This is a genomic window from Corynebacterium sp., assembly GCF_030532715.1.
GTDB lineage: Bacteria > Actinomycetota > Actinomycetes > Mycobacteriales > Mycobacteriaceae > Corynebacterium.
The window spans coordinates 21,485-39,743 of the sequence record NZ_JAUNKO010000002.1 but is presented as its reverse complement, the minus strand read 5'-3'; the positions used below and the strand labels follow the sequence as shown (position 1 = coordinate 39,743).

Sequence of the window (18,259 nt, the reverse complement as noted above, 5' to 3'; positions counted from 1 at the left end):
TCATTGTAGCGACGAAAACTCTACTCTTCGTCTTCGCCAAAAATATCCACGCGGTCCGTTGGGGTAAGGTGCCCAGAGAGATCCGCAAAGTTACGAGCAATACTGCGCTGCATAAACATTTCGCAAGCCTGCGAAAGGCGCTTCGCATCATACATATTCAAACGGAGAAGCAGGTTCGCCGAGTTGCCGTCCTCCGAAATCTCCTCAACGGACAGATACTCAAAGCCGTTCAGGTCAACCAACCTGGTGACAACCTTGCGGCCATCAACATCCGTAAACGTAGGCTTCAACTCTGCCATGTGCTACCTCCCAATGCTCAATGATGTCACTCAAGTGTAAGTGGTTTCCCACACCCCACGGGCAAAAATACCCATATTGGGGTGACCGCCATACAAAATTCCGTGCGAATGGGCAACGCCATACCAAGCGGGGGTGATTCTCATGCGGAGTTGTGGCCGCTACCCCGAGTCAAGCACGCGACGCCCACGCGCCCCGAACAAGTTCAAGCGCCCCAGAGAGGAATCGAACCTCCGACACCGGCTTTAGGAGAGCCGTGCTCTATCCACTGAGCTACTAGGGCCTTTTGCGTAGTAACGCTGCGCGTTGACCACCGTTAGAAATAGTAACCCACGACGGGGGCTGTCCCAAACCGCACAATGTTGCTATTGTGACAGGTGTTATTCAATGTTGCTTTTGTGGTTATTGTTTGATCGGTACGCCGTAGCGCGCTCCGACCGGCCCGCAAACAGCAACAGTTTTTCTGAGTTTCAGGAGCACTAGAGCATTATGATTTCGCGCCGCACGTTTTTGAAAGCTACGGCTTGTTCCCTCGCAGCCGGTGCCGCCAGTTCGGCTGTGGCCGGAACAACTGCCGGTGCCGCCCCGATCATGGGTACCATCATCGATTTCTCGGCGGGTGTGCCAAGCGCCTCGGCGATCAAAGCAGCAGGACACTTAGGGGCAATCCGATATGTCTCGGAGCGTCGCCCCGGCGCAGAGTGGATGCTCGGCAAGCCGGTAACGCTGGCGGAAACGCGCCAAATGGCCGCTGAGGATCTGCACACCGCAAGCGTGTACCAATTCGGCCGCGCGGAAACTGCGGACTGGAAAGCCGGGGCTGCGGGTGCATTGGAACATGCCCCGAAGGCGATCAGCATTCACTTTGCGGCGGGCGGACCGACAGCGCGGCCCATCTACGTGGCCATTGACGATAACCCCACCCGAGATGAATATGTGAACCAAATCCGCCCATACCTAGAGGGGTTTAAGGTCGCGCTAGCCGCCGTTGGCCTGCAAATGGGGATCTACGCCAACTATGGCACGATCGAGTGGGCGTTAGCGGACGGGCTTGGGGAATTCTATTGGCAGCACGATTGGGGTTCACAAGGCAAAGTGCACCCACGAGCGCACCTGCACCAAAAGGCAGGCTACCGCGCCTACATCGACGGCATCGAGGTAGATGTCAACGACGTCTACGCGGCGGACTGGGGGCAATGGTCACCGGGCAACGCGGCGATCCCGCCGAACACGGACGACTCCCCCAACACCAACAACAACGTCAGCACGGACACCACCTCCGAAATTATCCGAGCGTTAGGAACCCTATCGTCCTAGTTGCGGCTCAATCCAGGGTAATGTCCCCCGCCTCTAGCGTGCTGCTGCGCGGCGGGGCATTCTTTTTACCTTCCGCCTGCTGCTGGGCGCGCTGGGCGCTGGCCTGGCGGAATTCCTGATCCTCTGCACGCGCAGCGGCTTCCAGCGCATCGGCCGCCTCGGACGGCTGTTTCTTCGGCGCGGGAATCGCCCCGGCAACGATCGGGAAGATTAAGACGGTCACCGCCCCGGCAGCGACGAGGATGGACGCGAGGGCGGCGTCGATAAGCTCTCTGCTGAGCGCAATCTCGGTAACGGCGACGATAATTGGTAGCCCAGTAGCCGCATACAACCCCAATTGCGCCTGCTCCTGTAACCCGCGAATCCCCGAGCCGGTGTGCACAAAACGCTCGGTGAGGAAAATAGGCACCCCGCGAGCCACCAAAATCACCAGCACGCAAAACGCCACAATCATCGGGGCGCGCAGCACTTCCGAAACCTCAATAGCCATGCCGGAAGTAATAAAGAACACCGGAATGAGCAGCCCGTAGCCCATGACGTCCAGGCGCGCCTCCACCGTTTTCCGCGAACGAGCCGGCACCAGTGCGCGCAAAATCAAACCCGCGGCAAACGCCCCCAGCACCACGTCCAACTCAAAGACCGCGGCCATGGCCATCAGCGCAGTGAGCAAAGCGATGACTGCGCGCATCACGGTTTGGGCCGTGTGGCTCGCGCCGTCCCGCACCGCTGGGCCAATCCACGGCGCGATTGCCGCCACAGTGCGCGGCACAAAAGCGATGATCAACGCCCCGCCCATAAACACCAGCAGCACCACCACCGTCAACCACGTACTCCGCGTGGAAAGCAGCAACGCCATGGTGAAAATGGGGCCGAGCTCTCCCACGGCACCGTGCACCAAGACGCCACGCCGCACCGCCTGCGACACATCCGCCGTCTTAATCACCGGCAACAGGGTGCCCATCGCCGTCGACGTCACGGCCACAGCGATGACTATGGCTGCCATCGTGTCACCGGCAAACATCAACAACGCGGCACCAAACGCAAGGACCGCGCTCCCTACCCAGGTGCCGGCCGCATACTTGCCTTGCCGGCCACGCATGGACTCCGGCTCAATCTCCCAGCCCGCAAGCAGAAACAACATGCCAAGGCCGAGCTCGCGCAGCAGAGCGTTGCTTTCGTCCGAATGGGCCAGGTTCAGCACGTGCGGCCCGATGAGCACCCCCAGAAACAGCAAAAACACCACCGCTGGGATCTTTTTCCGCACCAGATAACTCAGCAGTGGCGAGGTCAACGCTGCGAGGGAAATCCACATCATCGAAATGATGGCCTCGGGTGATACCGAGGCGCCGGCAGCGAGAACCAAAGGTTCGGGCATTATTCCTCCATGAGACCAACGACTTGAAGTTCCACCAAGTCCGTAAGGTCTTCCGCGGTGCCCGACACGGCCACCGCCACCACAAAATTCTCGCCGTACGACACCGACGAATGCAGGGTGAGGTCGTTCGACCAACCCCACTTCGTACCAATCACGCCTGGCAACGTCGAGGTACCAAAGTTTTGCTCATATCCGTCCGCAGCAACCTCATCGGATTCCTTCATGGCCCGCAGAATGGGATCATTGCGATTTTTTCGAAGCTTTTGCGAAACGAAGGAGACCACGTCATAGGTGGAAGTGACACTATACCCCCAAGTATCCCGGGACCGTGTAGAAGCTAACCCGTATTCCTTGGCAACAATATCTATGCAATCAGGATACTTCTCAAACATTTTTTCGGCGATTTCATCGTTTGAGCTGCGGATCATTTCCAACGCATCGGCGCGATCCTTCAATTCACCGTGTTCCAACACATATTCGGCGATGTACAACTTAATGAGACTCAGCGCTGGTCGGGCGAAGCGCTCCGTCGCCGTGCCGGTGTGAAAACCGTCGTCCATGCGCAAAATAGTCACCTGAGAACCAGTGGGGTTCTCCACAAAGGTATCCACATCACCTTCCGCAAAGAAGTCTGACGCCCCCTGAGAAAACCCATCACTGCTCAGTCGCGCCTCCTCTTGAGAGTGCTGACCCCCTCCGTACATGGCAGCAACCGGCAAGGACAGGAAGGCTACCAATGCGACAACCACCGGGGCCGCCATCACAGCTCGTGAATTCATGAAAAAAATAATAGCCCCAGCCCCTGCGGCACGTGCAGCAAAGGGGTGGAGCTCCCAAAAATAGGGTAAGAATTGTTTCGCTCTAGTGATCGACTGGTGCTTCGACGCCGACGCCAGTCAAGGAACGAACTTCCATTTCCGCTTGGAGGTCATCCAAATTATCTGGCTTGCCAACAAAAGTACCAATGATGCCCGCGAGGAAGGCCGCCGGGATTGATACGATGCCCGGGTTCGACAGCGGGAACAGTGCGAAGTCCATGCTGGGGAACATCGAGTTCGGAGCACCCGAAACTGCCGGGGAGAACACGATCAGGGTCAGCGCCACAATCAGGCCGGTGTACATAGCTGCCACCGCACCGGTGGTGTTGAACTTCTTCCAGTACAGGGAGAACAGGATGGTTGGCAGGTTTGCCGACGCCGCGATAGCGAACGCGAGAGCAACCAGGAAGGCCACGTTTTGGCCCATGGCCAAAATACCCAGCACGATGGCAATCACGCCGATGACAACCACGGTGATGCGGGACACGCGGACCTGCTCCTCTTCCGTGGACTGGCCACTGCGGATGATGGAGTGGTAGATGTCGTGCGCCACGGAAGCAGAGGCGGTGATCGCTAGGCCGGCGACCACGGCGAGCACCGTAGCGAAGGCCACAGCGGAGATAATCGCCATGAAGATCGAGCCACCCAGCTCCAACGCCAGCAGCGGAGCCGCAGCGTTCGCACCACCGGGGGCTGCCAGGATACGGTCGGGCCCCACGAAGGCGGCGGCAGCGTAGCCCAGCACCAGAGTCATGAGGTAGAACGCGCCGATAAGGATGATGGCCCAGGTCACGGACTTGCGAGCTTCCTTCGCCGTTGGCACGGTGTAGAAGCGCATCAGCACGTGCGGCAGGCCAGCGGTACCCAGCACCAAGGCGAGACCCAAGGAGATGAAGTCAAGGCGGGTAGTTGCGTTCTTGCCGTACTTCAGGCCCGGCTCAAGGATGGCGCGGGCGTCGTACCCCGCCTTTTGCAGATTTTCGGAACTACCGTGCATAGCGACGGCCTGCTCCAGCAGCTCAGAGAAGCTGCCCTTAACGAACCACAGGATCATCAGGGTCATGATGCCCACGCCGCCGACGAGCAGCACGGCCTTAATCATCTGCACATAGGTGGTGCCCTTCATGCCGCCGAGCAACACGTACAGGATCATAATGACGCCGACCACGGCCACGACGATGGCTTGGGTGCTGGCGTCGTGAATGTCCAACAACACCGACACCAAGGAACCCGCACCAGCCATTTGTGCGATGAGGTAGAACAGGGACACGGCGAGGGTACCAAACGCCGCCGCGAGGCGAACCGGCTTCTGCCGGAGCCGGAACGAAAGCACGTCCGCCATGGTGAAGCGACCGGTGTTTCGCAGCGGTTCCGCAACGAGCAGCAGGGCGACCAGCCACGCGACGAAGAAGCCGATGGAATAAAGGAAGCCGTCGTAACCGGACAGGGCGACGGCGCCGACAATACCGAGGAAGGACGCGGCAGAAAGGTAGTCACCCGCGATGGCCAGGCCGTTTTGGGTGCCGGAGAAGGATGCGCCACCGGTGTAGAAGTCGGAGGCATCGGAGGTGGATTTACCCACCCGCATCACAATCGCCATGGTAACCACGATGAACGCGACAAACACGGCGATGTTGAGGATCGGGTTGCCCGCGGTAGCTTCCTGGGCAAGTACAACTGTCTGTGGCATTGACTAACCTTCCATCTCAGCACGGATGGCAGCGGCGCGAGGCTCAATCTGCTTGTTGGCGAACTTGATATACCACCAGGTAATTACGAAGGTGGTGACAAATTGGGCTAGGCCTAGCAGGATGCCAACGTTAATGGATCCGAACACCACCTGCCCCATCATGTTGGGCATGTAGGTTGCCATTAGCACGTATGCGATGTACCACACGAAGAAGGCCGCGCTCATCGGGAATGTAAAGGACCGGAACGTCCGTTTCAAATCGATGAATTCGGGGGCCTCCTGCATGGCACGGAATTCGGCCGCGGTGGGTTCACGGCGCCCGGCGTGTGCCTGAGGATTGGCGCTCACTGGTGAATCGCCTCGCTTTCTGCGTGGTTGTCAAACGATGAATGAATGCGTGTAACAAATTGCAACTGCACAGTGGCACGCCGAATTCGTTACTGCATTCGTTGATGAGGCCAAGTTACCCAGCTCACATTGCAATATGGAAGTGAAACGAGAACGTCTGACCAATTCGACGCATTTGACCACCCCCGAAATCTCGACTACCAGCATGTAAAGAATTCGCTAATTTACCCCCGAAGCCACACAATCTTCACACCTGCAAAGGTTGCGAATCACACTGTGGCATAGTTCACGCACTTATTAGTGGAGCTCAACAAGATGCGACGTGCGCAATCACTCCCTCCTCGCGGGAAAACGAACCCCACCCTTAGCGCCGCTTCGCATTGCTCAGACGCCACCACAACTCAATCACAGACGCCCCACAGAGCCCCACGATCAGCCCTCGCAGCAGCAGCTCGTAATTGCTGGGATCCAATAAGAAAAACTGCGCCAACCAGCTAGAAGAAAACAGCACCACGTAAAACCCTACCGATACGGTCAGCAGCACGATTTTCCACCATGTATAAGGGCGCGCCACGATCCCCAGCACCCACAACGCCATGACGAGCAGCGCCAACAGCACCGCCGTACCGGCCTGGGTTTTCAAAGCTTCGGGCGCCGCCGCACCGGGATAGTGCCACAGCCACATAGCAGCGGATAACAATCCGATCGTCAACCCGGAAGGTATTGCAAAACGCAACACGCGGAGCACGAAATGCGGGCGAGCTCGTTCATAGTTAGGGGCCAATGAAAGGATGAAAGCGGGAATTCCAATAGTGAACCAAGCAGTAACAGTGACGTGAATAGCTTGGAACGGAAATTTAATTCCGACCACCGCGAAAATCAGCGCCATCACAACCGAATACACAGTTTTAGTAAGGAATAGGTTTGCCACGCGCTCAATGTTTCCGATCACGCGGCGGCCTTCCGCCACCACATGCGGCAGCGTGGCAAAACGATTATCAAGCACCACCACTTGCGCCACCGACCGCGTCGCCGGCGAACCACTGCCCATGGATATACCAATGTTGGCGTCTTTCAGCGCGAGCACATCGTTGACGCCGTCACCGGTCATCGCCACTGTGTGCCCATTGCGTTGCAGCGCCTTCACCATTTCGCGCTTCTGCTCTGGGGTGACCCGCCCAAACACCGTGTGCTCTTCAATAGCGCGCCGAAACTCGTCCGGCTCCGCGGGTAACTCACGGGCGTCAATCACCGATCCCGTCAACCCCAGCTCGCGCGCCACCGCGCCTACCGACGCCGCGTTATCCCCCGAAATCACCTTCAGCTCAACGTGCTCAGCGCGGAAAAACTCCAGGGTTTCCAGCGCATCATCTCGAATCTTCTGCCGCAATATGACGAGGGCTTCGGGGGTGCGCGCGGCGTCGCAAAGCATAAGCACGCGCAAGCCTTGGGCGGCAAGCTCTTCGGCGGGGCGCGCGGCCGGTTTGCTCACCAATACGTCCGGCGCGCCAAGGAACCATTTGCCGTGCTCCCCCAAGTTGACGGAGGCGAACTTCTTTGCGGAGCTAAACGCCTCGAAGCTAATCACTTCGAACGGTTCTACGTCAATGGTGGCAATCGCCTGCAGCGTGTCATTCGGCCGGTTTTCCACCGAAACAAACGAGGCAAGGATGCGTTCCACTGGCGCCTTGCCCAACGGTCGCACCTCCGCGAGCTCCATGCGGTTTTCCGTCAAGGTGCCGGTTTTGTCCACGCACACCACGTCCACGCGCGCCAAACCCTCAATCGCTGGAAGCTCGTTCACCAGCGCTTTTCTACGCCCCAACCGCACCACGCCGACCCCGAACGCAATAGAGGTCATCAGCACGAGGCCTTCGGGAAGCATGGGCACCAGCGCCGCAACCATCGCAAGAATGGACTCCCGTAACGGTTCCCCCGTGCGAGTCAGCTGGGTCCACACGGTGAGCAGCCCCGTGGGAATCAGCAGCCAGGTAATCAATCGCAGGATCGAGTTAATGCCCGCCTGTAGTTGCGAATCCGTGAGTTGGAACTTCCCCGCCTCCGCAACAAGTTTCGCCGCATACGCATCCTCGCTAATGGCCGTCGCCTGGTAGGTGGCGGTACCCGCAGCTACAAACGAACCCGACCATACCGTGTCGCCCACAGCCTTGGGCACGGGCTCGGATTCGCCGGTCAGCATGGACTCGTCCACCATCAACCCATCCGCTGAGCGCACCTCGCCATCGACCACCAATTGGTCACCCACCCCAAGTTCGATCAAGTCATCCAGCACTAGCTGGTCGCGGAGAATTTCCTCCTTGCGCCCGTCGCGGATCACCGTTGGCAGCGACTCCCCTAAGATGGTGAGCTTGTCCAAGGTGCGTTTCGCCCGCAACTCCTGAATAATCCCGATCGCCGAATTGGCAATGATCAGCGTGCCAAATGCACTGTTAATCCACGACCCCAACGCCAACACGATCAACAGCAGCACCCCCAGAATCGCATTGATCCGAGTCAAAACGTTGGTTCGAATAATGGTTCCAACGCTGCGACCCGTTCGGCGCGACTGCCGATTCACCAGACCCGCCTGGACTCGCTGAGCAACCTCGTCACGGGTCAGGCCCGAAGGTGGGGTGTACGTCATGCCTGTCGATTTTAGCGAGACATTTCGCACACGCCGGAAACCCTCGGCTGGCTACTGTCCCTTAAACACCGGGGCACGCTTTTCCGCCCGGGCGGACCGCGCCTCCGCGGCGTCGGCACTCGACCAACAACGCTCGTAAAGCTCCTGCTGAATCGGCCGCAACGCAAACCCAAAGCCTTCATCGTTGAGCACGCCCTTGAGCTGCCGCAGGGCCAAAGGTGCAAAACCGGCGATGCGTTGCGCGTAGGCCAAAGCGTCATCCGCGTCGCCGCGGGCGTTGGCAAAACCCACCGCTTCGGCGAGGTCTGCGTCCACAGTTTCTGCCGCCAACAACACCGAACGCGCCACCGAACCGCCAAGCATGGACACCGCGCGGCGGATCGTCCAATTGTCCAGCGCAAATCCCAATTCGGCGGGCGGAACTCGGAACCAGCCGGCGTCGCCAACCACGCGTAAATCGCATGCCAGAGCGAGCTGAGTTCCGGCGCCGACGGCGGGCCCCTGGACGTCGGCAATCACCGGCACCGGGCAATCCAAGATGCTGCGCAGCATACGGTGCAACGCCCCATGGAAATCATCGCCATACACCCCACCCTTTAAATCAGCGCCCGCGCAAAACGCCTTGCCCCGCCCCCGGATCAATACCGCGCGGGTACCCGGGAAATCCACCGCATCAATCGCGTTTGCCACCTCAGTACACACCTGCGCGGTCAACGAATTGCGCTGCGGGTCACGGTCAAACGTAATGCTGAGAACGTAGCCATCTGGCTCAAGGACGATCATGCGGGGAACTCCAGCGGGTCGGGGCCGATGCGGCCAGAATCAAGGGCGTTGAGGGCGGCCATTTCGTCCTCACCCAAGTGGAAATCGAACACTTGTAAGTTTTCCAGGATGCGTGCATCCGTGGCGGACTTCGGCAACGGCACCAACCCCAATTGGAGGTGCCACCGCAGGATCACCTGCGCCGGGGTCCGTTGATGCGTCGCCGCAATCTCCACAATGCGAGGTTCGGTGACCAACTGCCCTTGGCCTAACGGCGACCACGATTGTGTGACCACCCCCAATTCTTGGTGTAGCTCGCGCAACTCAACCTGCGGGAAACCCGGGTGTAGTTCGATTTGGTTCACCGCCGGTACCACACCGGTTTCCGTAATAATGCGATGCAATACTTCCGGGTAGAAATTGCACACACCGATGGACTGCACGGTGCCCAACCCTTGAATGCGCGCCACGCCCTCGAAGGCGGCGACAAATTGGTCCTGCTTCGGGCACGGCCAGTGCACCAAATACAGGTCGATGTAATCGAGGCCGAGCCGCCGCAAGGATTGCTGGAACGCTACCCCCGGCTCGTGCTGCTGGTTATTCCACAATTTGGTGGTAATAAACAACTCATCCCGGGTGGTATCACCAGCAGCAACGGCGTCGCGCACGGCGCGACCCACCTCTTCTTCATTGCCGTAGATCGCGGCGGTGTCGATGTGGCGGTAGCCCACTTCGATAGCTCGACGCACCGAAGTGTACGCCTGCTCCTCCTCAAGCTTGTAGGTACCAAAACCCAATTGCGGCATTTCCGTGCCGTCATTGAGCGTGACTGAAGGAATATTCATGGCCCCCATTAAACACGCATCACCCCCAAAGAGCGATAGCTTCCTGTGTCACAATCTCGCACGCGTTAGATTTTGAATATGACACGTACCGGCGCTCACGATCTCATAACCCAAGTTCTCGACGCAGATTCATTCATAAGTTGGGACACCCCACCGGAATACGGAAATATTTCCGAAAACTACCGCGCAGCGCTGGCTCGTGCACGGGAGAAAAGCGGGGTGGACGAGGCCGTGATCACCGGGGAAGGTACCGTGGGCGGCACCCGCGTGGCCTTTGTGCTCAGCGAATTTTCCTTCCTTGGCGGTTCCATCGGCGCGGCCACCGCCCGCCGGATTATCGCGGGGATTCACCGCGCCACCGAGGCGGGATTACCACTGCTGATTTCGCCTTCGTCGGGCGGGACCCGCATGCAAGAAGGCACCCCCGCATTCGCACTCATGGTCTCTATCACCACAGCCGTGTATCGGCACAAGGATGCGCACCTGCCGTTCCTGGTGTATCTGCGAAACCCCACCACAGGCGGCGTGCTGGCGTCCTGGGGGTCCGCCGGGCATTTCACCTTTGCGGAACCAGACGCATTGCTGGGCTTTCTGGGTCCTCGCGTGGTGGAGCTCACCACCGGAACCCCCATGCCCGATGGTGTGCAAACCGGCGAAAACCTCGCGCGACATGGGGTTATCGACGGTGTCATCTCCCCCACCCAACTCCGCGAAGCAGTCTTGAAGATTATTGACGTCCTGCTCCCCAGCGACGAACCCGGCGAGCCTGCGCAACCTGCGGAAGTCGCGGCGTCGACAAGCGGGGAGGCAGACAACCCCACGTGGGAAGCCATCGAGCGCACCCGCGACCTCAAGCGACCAGGCGTGCGAAACCTTCAGGCGGCGCTGGCCAAACATTGGATCGAACTATCCGGTACCGGTGAGGGGCGACGCTCGCCCGCGGTGACGGTGGCACTCACTCGAATCGGCAGCCGACCAGTGGTGTTGATCGGGCAGGACCGCCACCACCAGCCGCCACACGCCGACACAGAGCTGGGGCCGGCGGCGCTGCGCTTCGCCCGACGCGGCATTCAACTTGCGCACGAACTGCAATTGCCGCTGATCAGCATCATCGACACCCCCGGCGCGGAGCTTTCCCAAGCCGCCGAAGAGCAAGGCATGGCCGGCTCAATCGCACGCACGCTCGGCGAGCTGGTGGACGTTGACGTCCCCACCGTCTCCGTCATCCTCGGCCAAGGCTGTGGCGGTGGAGCGCTAGCCATGCTGCCGTCCGACCGCGTGCTCGCCGCTGAAAACGCCTGGCTATCCCCGCTGCCGCCGGAAGGCGCATCTGCCATCATGTACCACAACACGGAACACGCCGCGGACATGATGCAGGAGCAAGGCGTGGGCGCCCCAGCACTCCTCGCTGCGGGCATCGTTGATGGCCTCATTTCCGAGCTTGGCGACGCCGCGGCCCACCCGAACGCCTTTATCAACAACGTTATCGCCCACATCGACTACACGCTGTGGGAACTCGAAAACAACCCCCTACGGGTTGGCCGGGAACAACGCTTCCGACACTATGAAGCACTCCCCGCACGCCTGATCTAGGGTTTAAACCATGAACGACCACGATTACGGAGCTCTCACCGACGCTGAGATCTTCGACGCCCATACGGGTGGCAAGCTCACAACCTCCTCGACTCGCCCGCTGGAGACGGTCCGAGACCTCTCCCTGGCGTATACGCCCGGGGTAGCCCGCGTGTGTGAAGCCATCGCCGACGATCCCACGCTTGTTCGCGAATTCACGTGGGCCGGCAACAATGTTGCCATCGTCTCCGACGGCACCGCGGTGCTCGGCCTCGGCAACATCGGCGCCAAAGCCGCACTCCCCGTCATGGAAGGCAAAGCCCAGCTCTTCGGCAGATTCGCGGGCCTCAACGCCGTGCCAATCGTGCTCGACACCACCGACGTCGACGAAATTGTCGCAGCTGTCGCCGCCATCGCGCCCAGCTTCGGCGGCATCAACTTGGAAGACATTTCCGCGCCGCGCTGCTTTGAAATCGAACGCCGGCTGGACAACATGCTTGACATCCCCGTCATGCACGACGATCAGCACGGCACCGCAATCGTCATTCTCGCGGCCCTGCGAAACGCCTGCAGCCTGCTAGAACGCGACCTCACCGACCTGAAAGTAGTAATCTCCGGCGCCGGCGCAGCTGGAGTTGCCTGCACCAAAATCCTCATCGGCGCGGGCGTGCGTGATATCACAGTGCTGGATTCCCGCGGCATTATCCACCGCGGACGCACCCCACTCAACCGCATCAAACGCGACCTCGCCGAAATCACCAACCCGCGCGGACTCATCGGCGGAGTATCCGAAGCCCTCGAAGGCGCGGACACTTTTATTGGCCTCTCCCGAGGACACGTACGCGAAACCGAACTCCAAAAAATGGCCGACCAGCCCATCCTGTTTTCGCTAGCCAACCCCGACCCCGAAATCGACCCCGCCCTCGCCGCAAAGTACGGAGCCGTCGTAGCCACCGGGCGAAGTGACCTCCCCAACCAAATCAACAACGTGCTCGCTTTCCCCGGCATTTTCCACGGGGCCTTAGCGGCGGGAGCCACCAGCATCACCACCCCGATGAAGCTCGCGGCTTCCCGCGCCATCGCCGAAATCGCCGCCAAAAATCTCGATGCCGAACACGTGGTCCCCTCCCCGCTCGACCCACGCGTGGCACCCGCCGTCAGCGAAGCCGTCCGCGCCGCGGCGAAAATTCGGTAGCGATAAGTTCGGGTGGGTTACCCGACGCTGATCAGGTCGATCACAAACACAAGGGTGCGACCGGACAGCGGGTGCCCGCCCCCGGCGGGGCCGTAAGCTGCCTCCGGCGGGATGGTCAGTTGGCGGCGCCCGCCGACCTTCATGCCGGGAATGCCTTCCTGCCATCCGGCGATCAAACCGTTGAGCGGGAATTCGATGGTTTGGCCGCGATCCCACGAGGAATCGAACTCTTCACCAGTTTCAAAATCCACGCCAACGTAGTGAACCTCCACCATGCCACCCGGCTGAGCCTCGGGGCCTTCACCTTCGACGATGTCTACGATGACAAGGTCTTCGGGTGCGGGACCTGCCTGGACCTCAATCTGGGGTTTCTCCATGAGGGAATACTCCTTATGTTGCTTGTACAGCGGAATGTGACCAACATGCCAAACGGCTGGTTCGATCACACTTTTCCCACAATTATACGTGGGCTGTGATGAAAACCAGCCGTTATGGAACGTTGAATGCCTTTTAACGCTGCTCGCGCGGCACAAACTCGCGGAGAGTTTCACCGGTGTACAGCTGACGCGGGCGGTAAATCTTGGAGGTGGGATCCTCGATCAGCTCGCGGTACTGGGCGATCCAGCCCGGCAGGCGGCCCATGGCGAACAGCACGGTGAAGAAGTCCGTGGGGAAGCCCATCGCGCGGTAGATCAAGCCGGTGTAGAAGTCCACGTTCGGGTACAGGCGACGGCTGATGAAGTAATCATCCGCCAACGCGATTTCCTCGAGGCGCATGGCGAGCTCGAGGGTATCGTCGCCGCCAAGCTTTTCGATGACCTCGTGCGCGGTCTTCTTGATGATCGCGGCGCGCGGATCGTAATTCTTGTACACCCGGTGGCCGAAGCCCATAAGGCGAACACCGGGCTCCTTGTTCTTCACGCGGTTCATGAAGTCGGTGGCGTCGCCACCGTTGGCCTTGATCTCATCCAGCATTTCCAACACTGCCTGGTTTGCGCCGCCATGCAGCGGGCCGGACAGGGCGTTGATACCCGCGGCCACGGCAACGAACATGTTAGCCTGCGAGGACGCCACCATGCGGACGGTGGAGGTGGAGCAGTTCTGCTCGTGGTCGGCGTGCAGGATCAGCAACTGATCGAGGGCTTTCACCAGCAGCGGGTCAACATCGTACGGCTCGGTTGGGAAGCCGAACATCATGCGCAGGAAGTTCTCACGCGCGTTCAGCGAGTTGTCCGGATACATGTACGGCTCACCATTGCGGGCGCGGTGCGCGTAGGCCGCCAGCATCGGCACCTTCGCCATCAGGCGCACGGTTGCCTTTTCCAAGTGCTCCGGGTTCAGCGGGTTCAGGGAATCCTGGTAGTAGGTGGACAGGATGTTGAGCGAAGATGCCAGCACCGCCATGGGGTGTGCGTTGCGCGGGAAGACGCTGAACTGTGCTTTGAAGTCCTCGTCCAACAGGGTGTGATGGCGGACCTCATCGTTGAACTTCAGGAGCTGTTCCTGGGTGGGAAGTTCACCCTTAATAAGGAGGTAGGAAACCTCGTTAAAGGTGGCGTGCTCAGCAAGATCCTCGATGGCATAGCCGCGGTAGCGCAGGATGCCCTTATCACCGTCGATGTAGGTGATCTTGGATTCGGTGGAACCGGTGCTCACGTAGCCGGGGTCAAACGTGACCAAGCCGGTTTCACTGAGCATCTTGCCAAGGGCGATACCGTCATTACCTTCGGTGGCTTTGAGAATGTCCATCTCGAATTCGCCACCCGGGTAGTGAAGTACAGCCTTATCCTTGTTATCAGTAGCCACTGTTTACCTTTCGAACGTCGGTTTCAAGGCCCTTACCCAGAGCTGCAGTCAGCTGCGGCACCATTATCTTTGGGTGAACTCCCCGTATGGTTTCAATAAGGACACACGCAATCCACACCTGGCGGGCATGCCTACAACCTATACGGCTGTTGCTGTTTTAGCCACATGGTTGTACCCGCATTAGCGAACCTTTACAGCATCGCCTCGCAGGAAAACGCCCCACCGGCACAACCGAATTCACAGCGAAAAGCATCCCCTATTTCCGCACATAATTGACGCAAGTTTTGCATGTAGGGCGCAATTTTCGCACGATAATGCACTTCACAGCCCCCAACGAAAGAGAGTGTCACACAGAACACCCTTCTGTGTGACACGGGATACATTAAGCGTGGAGTGGCCTCGCTGCCACTACTGTAAACAATTCAGAGAATGGAAGATAAAACTTCGCAAAATTCACTTTTTACCCTCATTGCCTACCCCCGCTATGCCCCACGAAGCCTCCCAGGACTCGCCCGGATCCAGATAAATCAGGTCAACCCCGGTCCGCAACGCATTCGGCGGGCACGTCATCGGTTCGATGGCTATGGCCCTCCCCCGCCCTGGGAATTGGGCCGCGGTAAAGACTTGCACCCAGCCGAAGGCGGAGTCGAACCACAACTTAGAGCCCACCCCGTGCTCATCCAGCACAGAGCACTCCACCCCGTCGCCGGCTTCCACCGTAAACGCGTCATCCAGCCAGGTACCGGCAAGCATGCGATGACGCAGGTCAAATTGCGTCCCCGCCACCGGAGTGAGCGGCCCACACGGCAGGTTTCGGTCCGGGTCTAGAGGCAGCCGCGCCACCGCCGGCACGTGCAATACGCAATCATCCAAGGGGGCATCTTGCGCGTTGATATAGGCGTGCACGCCAAGCCCCATGGGGATTCGATGCCCGGACATATTGGAAACGCGAGAGGTACACTTCAACCCGGCATCGCTTAGAGCGTATTCGTTTTCGAAGCGCATGCGCCACGGCCACCCCGGTCGCGGCTCCAACAGGTAATGCAAAACGGCGGTTTCTGGCGTTGCAGCCTTCACCTCCCAATCGACGTCCGCAACAAAACCGTGGATGGAGTTGTTGCGCTCGGGTTCCGTAATAGGCAGCCGATATATATGGCCGCGATGGGAGAAGATCCCATCGGCGGTGCGGTTAGGCCACGGGCCCAACATCACACCACAATGTAATGGCACGGGGCTCGCCTGCGGATACGTGTCCGCTAGGTTTTTCCCGGCCCAAGTAACGCCTCGGACCCCACCGCCGCGGGCGGTAATCCAAGCATGATATCTCCCACTTTTCAGGGCAATGTCCGCAGTCATAACCCCAGGGTACGCGGAAACTGGGCACCGGGGACTAGAGTGGGAAGCACCTCTTGCAAGCTCACAGAAAGTGTCTTCGCTTCGACATGACCGAGTTTCCTACCCTTCCAGCAGAACTTCTCCCCGTCGACGGCCGCTTCGGCTGTGGCCCGTCGAAGGTTCGTTCCCCTCAGATTCAGGCGATTGTTGCGGGCCAGCCGGGCATTATGGGCACCTCCCACCGCCAGCCCGCTGTGAAAAACGTTGTCGGCTCGATTCGCGAAGGTTTGAGCGAGCTGTTCCAACTTCCGGAGGGCTACGAGATCGTCTTGTCCCTCGGCGGCGCGACCGCATTTTGGGATGCCGCTACCTTCGGGCTGATCGAAAAGAAATCCGGTCACTTGTCGTTCGGTGAGTTTTCCGGCAAGTTTGCCGCCGCCGCAAAGAAAGCCCCATGGCTTGCGGAACCGACGGTTGTGTCCGCAGAACCCGGCGACGCCCCCGCCCCGCAGGCTATGGCTTATTGTGACGTGCTGGGGTGGGCACACAACGAGACATCTACAGGCGCAATGGCCGAGGTCACGCGCCCTGCCGATACTGACGCGCTGGTGGCCATTGACGCCACCTCCGGCGCGGGCGGGCTCCCCGTGGATATCAACCAGACCGACGTGTATTACTTCTCCCCACAGAAGTGTTTCGCCTCCGACGGCGGCTTGTGGTTCGCGGCGATGAGCCCTGCGGCAATTGAGCGGATCGAAAAGATTAACGCCTCCGACCGATTTATTCCGGCGTTTCTGAATCTGCAAACCGCGGTGGATAATTCCCGCAAAAACCAGACCTACAACACACCGGCGGTAAGCACCCTGCTGCTCATGGACAACCAGGTGCAATGGATGAACGCCAACGGCGGGCTCGCAGGTATGGTCGAACGCACCACGGCGTCGTCATCCGCGCTGTACGCGTGGGCCGACACGCGCGAGGAAACTTCCTGTTATGTGGCGGATCCGGCGAAACGTTCCCTCGTGGTGGGCACGATCGATTTCGCGGAGGGTATCGACGCCGCGCAGATCGCCAAGATTCTGCGCGCGAACGGCATTGTTGACGTAGAACCGTATCGCAAGCTTGGGCGAAATCAGCTTCGCATTGGCATGTTCCCGGCGATCGATTCCGCCGACATTGTCACCCTGACAAAGGCAATCGATTACATCCTTGACGGCGGTTTCGCCGCCAAGTAGCACGAAGTTCGCGTTATGGTGGATACATCTACCCCAAGTGGGTGTATCCACCTTGTTGTTTCGATCACGAGCTTTTGAGGAGAGTCATGCGCGAGCTGCACCTTGTCGCACACGAGTCAAATGCCACGTCATTGGTGCTGTGCGTTGAGGATTCCGACGAGCAATTCTTCCTCGCCGTGGACGATACTCTGCTGGAAATTCTCACCTCCCCAGACGCTCCGCCAATCGAACATAAGCAGGACCGTACCGACGAGGCTGCGGCCCCACCACCACCCGCCGTTGAGCCACCCCCGCCAATTACCGTGGCCGCGGAGCATCCCGCGCCGGAGCGGGAGTCGCGGCCGAACGGGCCGCTCACCATGCGGCCACGTGAGATTCAAGAACGTATTCGAGGTGGTGCTTCGGTAGCGGAGTTGGCGGAATCGATCGGCGTCATTGAGGCCCGCATCGAACCGTTCGCTCACCCTATTTTGCTGGAGCGCGAGCGGATGGCGGAGTTGGCGAAACACGCACTGCCGGTACGTGACGACGGCCCAGCCTCCCTCACCTTGTGGGAAATCCTGGCCACCGCGTTCGCGGCGCGAGACATTGACCTCACCACATCGAAATGGGATTCGTATCGGGACCAGTCCGGCCAGTGGGTGGTCAAGGTAAGTTGGAAATCCGGCATTTCCGAAAACTCTGCCGAATGGTCGTATCATCCGAAAGGCACAAGCGCTTCGCCCACCGTAGTGGCCCGCAACGCAAGCGCCGCGGATTTGATCGACCCCCAGTTCTCCCGGCCGGTGCGCAGCCTGCCGCACTTTGATGTGCCTACGCCCACCGAGCAAACCGCCCCCATCCCCGTGGTCAAAGACGAACATACACACGAGGGCGACGGGTTCCTGGAAAACGATGAGCAGCCGACGCCGCGCGGGGGAAAAACGCCGGAGCCGAAACGGCGTCGAAAAGCGGTCACACCGCATTGGGAAGATGTACTCCTCGGGGTGCGCACGAGCACGAAGCGCCCGAGGAGCTAGC

Annotated in this window: 16 protein-coding genes and 1 tRNA gene; 5 read left to right on the top strand and 12 right to left on the bottom strand. The window is 59.7% G+C overall.

Going from position 1 to position 18,259, the window contains the following annotated elements:
* Nucleotides 1–20: 20 nt before the first annotated feature.
* Together Q4D83_RS03280 and Q4D83_RS03275 are read right to left on the bottom strand one after the other, a co-directional pair.
* Nucleotides 21–299: a hypothetical protein gene (locus tag Q4D83_RS03280; protein WP_303172954.1), complete on the bottom strand. Its 279-nt coding sequence runs from the start codon at nucleotides 297–299 to the stop codon at nucleotides 21–23.
* 208 nt (nucleotides 300–507) lie between these two features.
* A tRNA-Arg gene (locus tag Q4D83_RS03275) sits at nucleotides 508–580 on the bottom strand.
* A 206-nt stretch (nucleotides 581–786) separates the two neighbouring features.
* On the opposite strand from Q4D83_RS03275, the gene Q4D83_RS03270 reads away from it, so the two are divergent.
* Nucleotides 787–1,614, top strand: coding sequence for a DUF1906 domain-containing protein (locus Q4D83_RS03270; protein ID WP_303172953.1), 828 nt, complete (start codon nucleotides 787–789; stop codon nucleotides 1,612–1,614).
* A 7-nt stretch (nucleotides 1,615–1,621) separates the two neighbouring features.
* Here the strand turns inward: Q4D83_RS03270 and Q4D83_RS03265 are convergent, their stop codons facing one another.
* The 7 genes from Q4D83_RS03265 to Q4D83_RS03235 form a co-directional block, all read right to left on the bottom strand.
* Nucleotides 1,622–2,989 (bottom strand): cation:proton antiporter, encoded by a 1,368-nt coding sequence (locus Q4D83_RS03265; RefSeq protein ID WP_303172951.1) that lies wholly within the window; start codon nucleotides 2,987–2,989, stop codon nucleotides 1,622–1,624.
* Nucleotides 2,989–3,768, bottom strand: coding sequence for a hypothetical protein (locus Q4D83_RS03260; RefSeq protein WP_303172948.1), 780 nt, complete (start codon nucleotides 3,766–3,768; stop codon nucleotides 2,989–2,991). The genes Q4D83_RS03265 and Q4D83_RS03260 overlap by 1 nt, the downstream gene beginning before the upstream one ends.
* Nucleotides 3,769–3,850: 82 nt before the next feature.
* Nucleotides 3,851–5,497: a cation acetate symporter gene (locus Q4D83_RS03255; protein ID WP_303172946.1), complete on the bottom strand. Its 1,647-nt coding sequence runs from the start codon at nucleotides 5,495–5,497 to the stop codon at nucleotides 3,851–3,853.
* Between the two features lie 3 nt (nucleotides 5,498–5,500).
* The gene (locus tag Q4D83_RS03250; protein WP_303172943.1) at nucleotides 5,501–5,845 is read right to left on the bottom strand and encodes a DUF485 domain-containing protein; all 345 of its coding nucleotides are present in this window, start codon (nucleotides 5,843–5,845) and stop codon (nucleotides 5,501–5,503) included.
* A gap of 364 nt (nucleotides 5,846–6,209) precedes the next feature.
* Nucleotides 6,210–8,489 (bottom strand): HAD-IC family P-type ATPase, encoded by a 2,280-nt coding sequence (locus Q4D83_RS03245; protein ID WP_303172941.1) that lies wholly within the window; start codon nucleotides 8,487–8,489, stop codon nucleotides 6,210–6,212.
* A 51-nt stretch (nucleotides 8,490–8,540) separates the two neighbouring features.
* The gene (locus Q4D83_RS03240; RefSeq protein WP_303172939.1) at nucleotides 8,541–9,272 is read right to left on the bottom strand and encodes an enoyl-CoA hydratase; all 732 of its coding nucleotides are present in this window, start codon (nucleotides 9,270–9,272) and stop codon (nucleotides 8,541–8,543) included.
* Entirely contained in the window at nucleotides 9,269–10,105 is an 837-nt protein-coding gene (locus Q4D83_RS03235) for an aldo/keto reductase (protein ID WP_303172937.1), read from the bottom strand. Before Q4D83_RS03235 ends, Q4D83_RS03240 begins: the two co-directional genes overlap by 4 nt.
* Nucleotides 10,106–10,174: 69 nt before the next feature.
* Between Q4D83_RS03235 and Q4D83_RS03230 the strand changes: the two genes are divergently transcribed.
* The gene (locus tag Q4D83_RS03230; RefSeq protein WP_303172935.1) at nucleotides 10,175–11,689 is read left to right on the top strand and encodes a carboxyl transferase domain-containing protein; all 1,515 of its coding nucleotides are present in this window, start codon (nucleotides 10,175–10,177) and stop codon (nucleotides 11,687–11,689) included.
* A 10-nt stretch (nucleotides 11,690–11,699) separates the two neighbouring features.
* Nucleotides 11,700–12,863 (top strand): NADP-dependent malic enzyme, encoded by a 1,164-nt coding sequence (locus Q4D83_RS03225; protein WP_303172933.1) that lies wholly within the window; start codon nucleotides 11,700–11,702, stop codon nucleotides 12,861–12,863.
* Nucleotides 12,864–12,880: 17 nt separating this feature from the next.
* Here the strand turns inward: Q4D83_RS03225 and fkpA are convergent, their stop codons facing one another.
* From fkpA to Q4D83_RS03210, 3 genes are all read right to left on the bottom strand, one after another.
* On the bottom strand, nucleotides 12,881–13,240 hold the full coding sequence (gene fkpA / locus Q4D83_RS03220) for an FKBP-type peptidyl-prolyl cis-trans isomerase FkpA (RefSeq protein WP_303172931.1): 360 nt from the start codon (nucleotides 13,238–13,240) through the stop codon (nucleotides 12,881–12,883).
* 133 nt (nucleotides 13,241–13,373) lie between these two features.
* Nucleotides 13,374–14,669, bottom strand: coding sequence for a citrate synthase (locus Q4D83_RS03215; protein ID WP_303172929.1), 1,296 nt, complete (start codon nucleotides 14,667–14,669; stop codon nucleotides 13,374–13,376).
* A 453-nt stretch (nucleotides 14,670–15,122) separates the two neighbouring features.
* A complete protein-coding gene (locus Q4D83_RS03210; protein ID WP_303172927.1) occupies nucleotides 15,123–16,025 on the bottom strand; it encodes an aldose 1-epimerase family protein in 903 nt (300 codons plus the stop codon).
* An 86-nt stretch (nucleotides 16,026–16,111) separates the two neighbouring features.
* Here Q4D83_RS03210 and serC point away from each other — a divergent pair, with 86 nt between their 5' ends.
* Nucleotides 16,112–17,239 (top strand): phosphoserine transaminase, encoded by a 1,128-nt coding sequence (gene serC, locus Q4D83_RS03205; RefSeq protein WP_303172925.1) that lies wholly within the window; start codon nucleotides 16,112–16,114, stop codon nucleotides 17,237–17,239.
* A gap of 86 nt (nucleotides 17,240–17,325) precedes the next feature.
* Nucleotides 17,326–18,258: a septation protein SepH gene (sepH, locus tag Q4D83_RS03200; protein ID WP_303172923.1), complete on the top strand. Its 933-nt coding sequence runs from the start codon at nucleotides 17,326–17,328 to the stop codon at nucleotides 18,256–18,258.
* Nucleotide 18,259 lies beyond the last annotated feature (1 nt).

Bases quoted from the DNA above. Each gene is read 5' to 3' on its own strand.
- Q4D83_RS03280 (WP_303172954.1), bottom strand. From the start codon at position 299: ATGGCAGAGTTGAAGCCTACGTTTACGGATGTTGATGGCCGCAAGGTT.
- Q4D83_RS03270 (WP_303172953.1), top strand. From the start codon at position 787: ATGATTTCGCGCCGCACGTTTTTGAAAGCTACGGCTTGTTCCCTCGCA.
- Q4D83_RS03265 (WP_303172951.1), bottom strand. From the start codon at position 2,989: ATGCCCGAACCTTTGGTTCTCGCTGCCGGCGCCTCGGTATCACCCGAG.
- Q4D83_RS03260 (WP_303172948.1), bottom strand. From the start codon at position 3,768: ATGAATTCACGAGCTGTGATGGCGGCCCCGGTGGTTGTCGCATTGGTA.
- Q4D83_RS03255 (WP_303172946.1), bottom strand. From the start codon at position 5,497: ATGCCACAGACAGTTGTACTTGCCCAGGAAGCTACCGCGGGCAACCCG.
- Q4D83_RS03245 (WP_303172941.1), bottom strand. From the start codon at position 8,489: ATGACGTACACCCCACCTTCGGGCCTGACCCGTGACGAGGTTGCTCAG.
- Q4D83_RS03240 (WP_303172939.1), bottom strand. From the start codon at position 9,272: ATGATCGTCCTTGAGCCAGATGGCTACGTTCTCAGCATTACGTTTGAC.
- Q4D83_RS03235 (WP_303172937.1), bottom strand. From the start codon at position 10,105: ATGGGGGCCATGAATATTCCTTCAGTCACGCTCAATGACGGCACGGAA.
- Q4D83_RS03230 (WP_303172935.1), top strand. From the start codon at position 10,175: ATGACACGTACCGGCGCTCACGATCTCATAACCCAAGTTCTCGACGCA.
- Q4D83_RS03225 (WP_303172933.1), top strand. From the start codon at position 11,700: ATGAACGACCACGATTACGGAGCTCTCACCGACGCTGAGATCTTCGAC.
- fkpA (WP_303172931.1), bottom strand. From the start codon at position 13,240: ATGGAGAAACCCCAGATTGAGGTCCAGGCAGGTCCCGCACCCGAAGAC.
- Q4D83_RS03210 (WP_303172927.1), bottom strand. From the start codon at position 16,025: ATGACTGCGGACATTGCCCTGAAAAGTGGGAGATATCATGCTTGGATT.
- serC (WP_303172925.1), top strand. From the start codon at position 16,112: ATGACCGAGTTTCCTACCCTTCCAGCAGAACTTCTCCCCGTCGACGGC.
- sepH (WP_303172923.1), top strand. From the start codon at position 17,326: ATGCGCGAGCTGCACCTTGTCGCACACGAGTCAAATGCCACGTCATTG.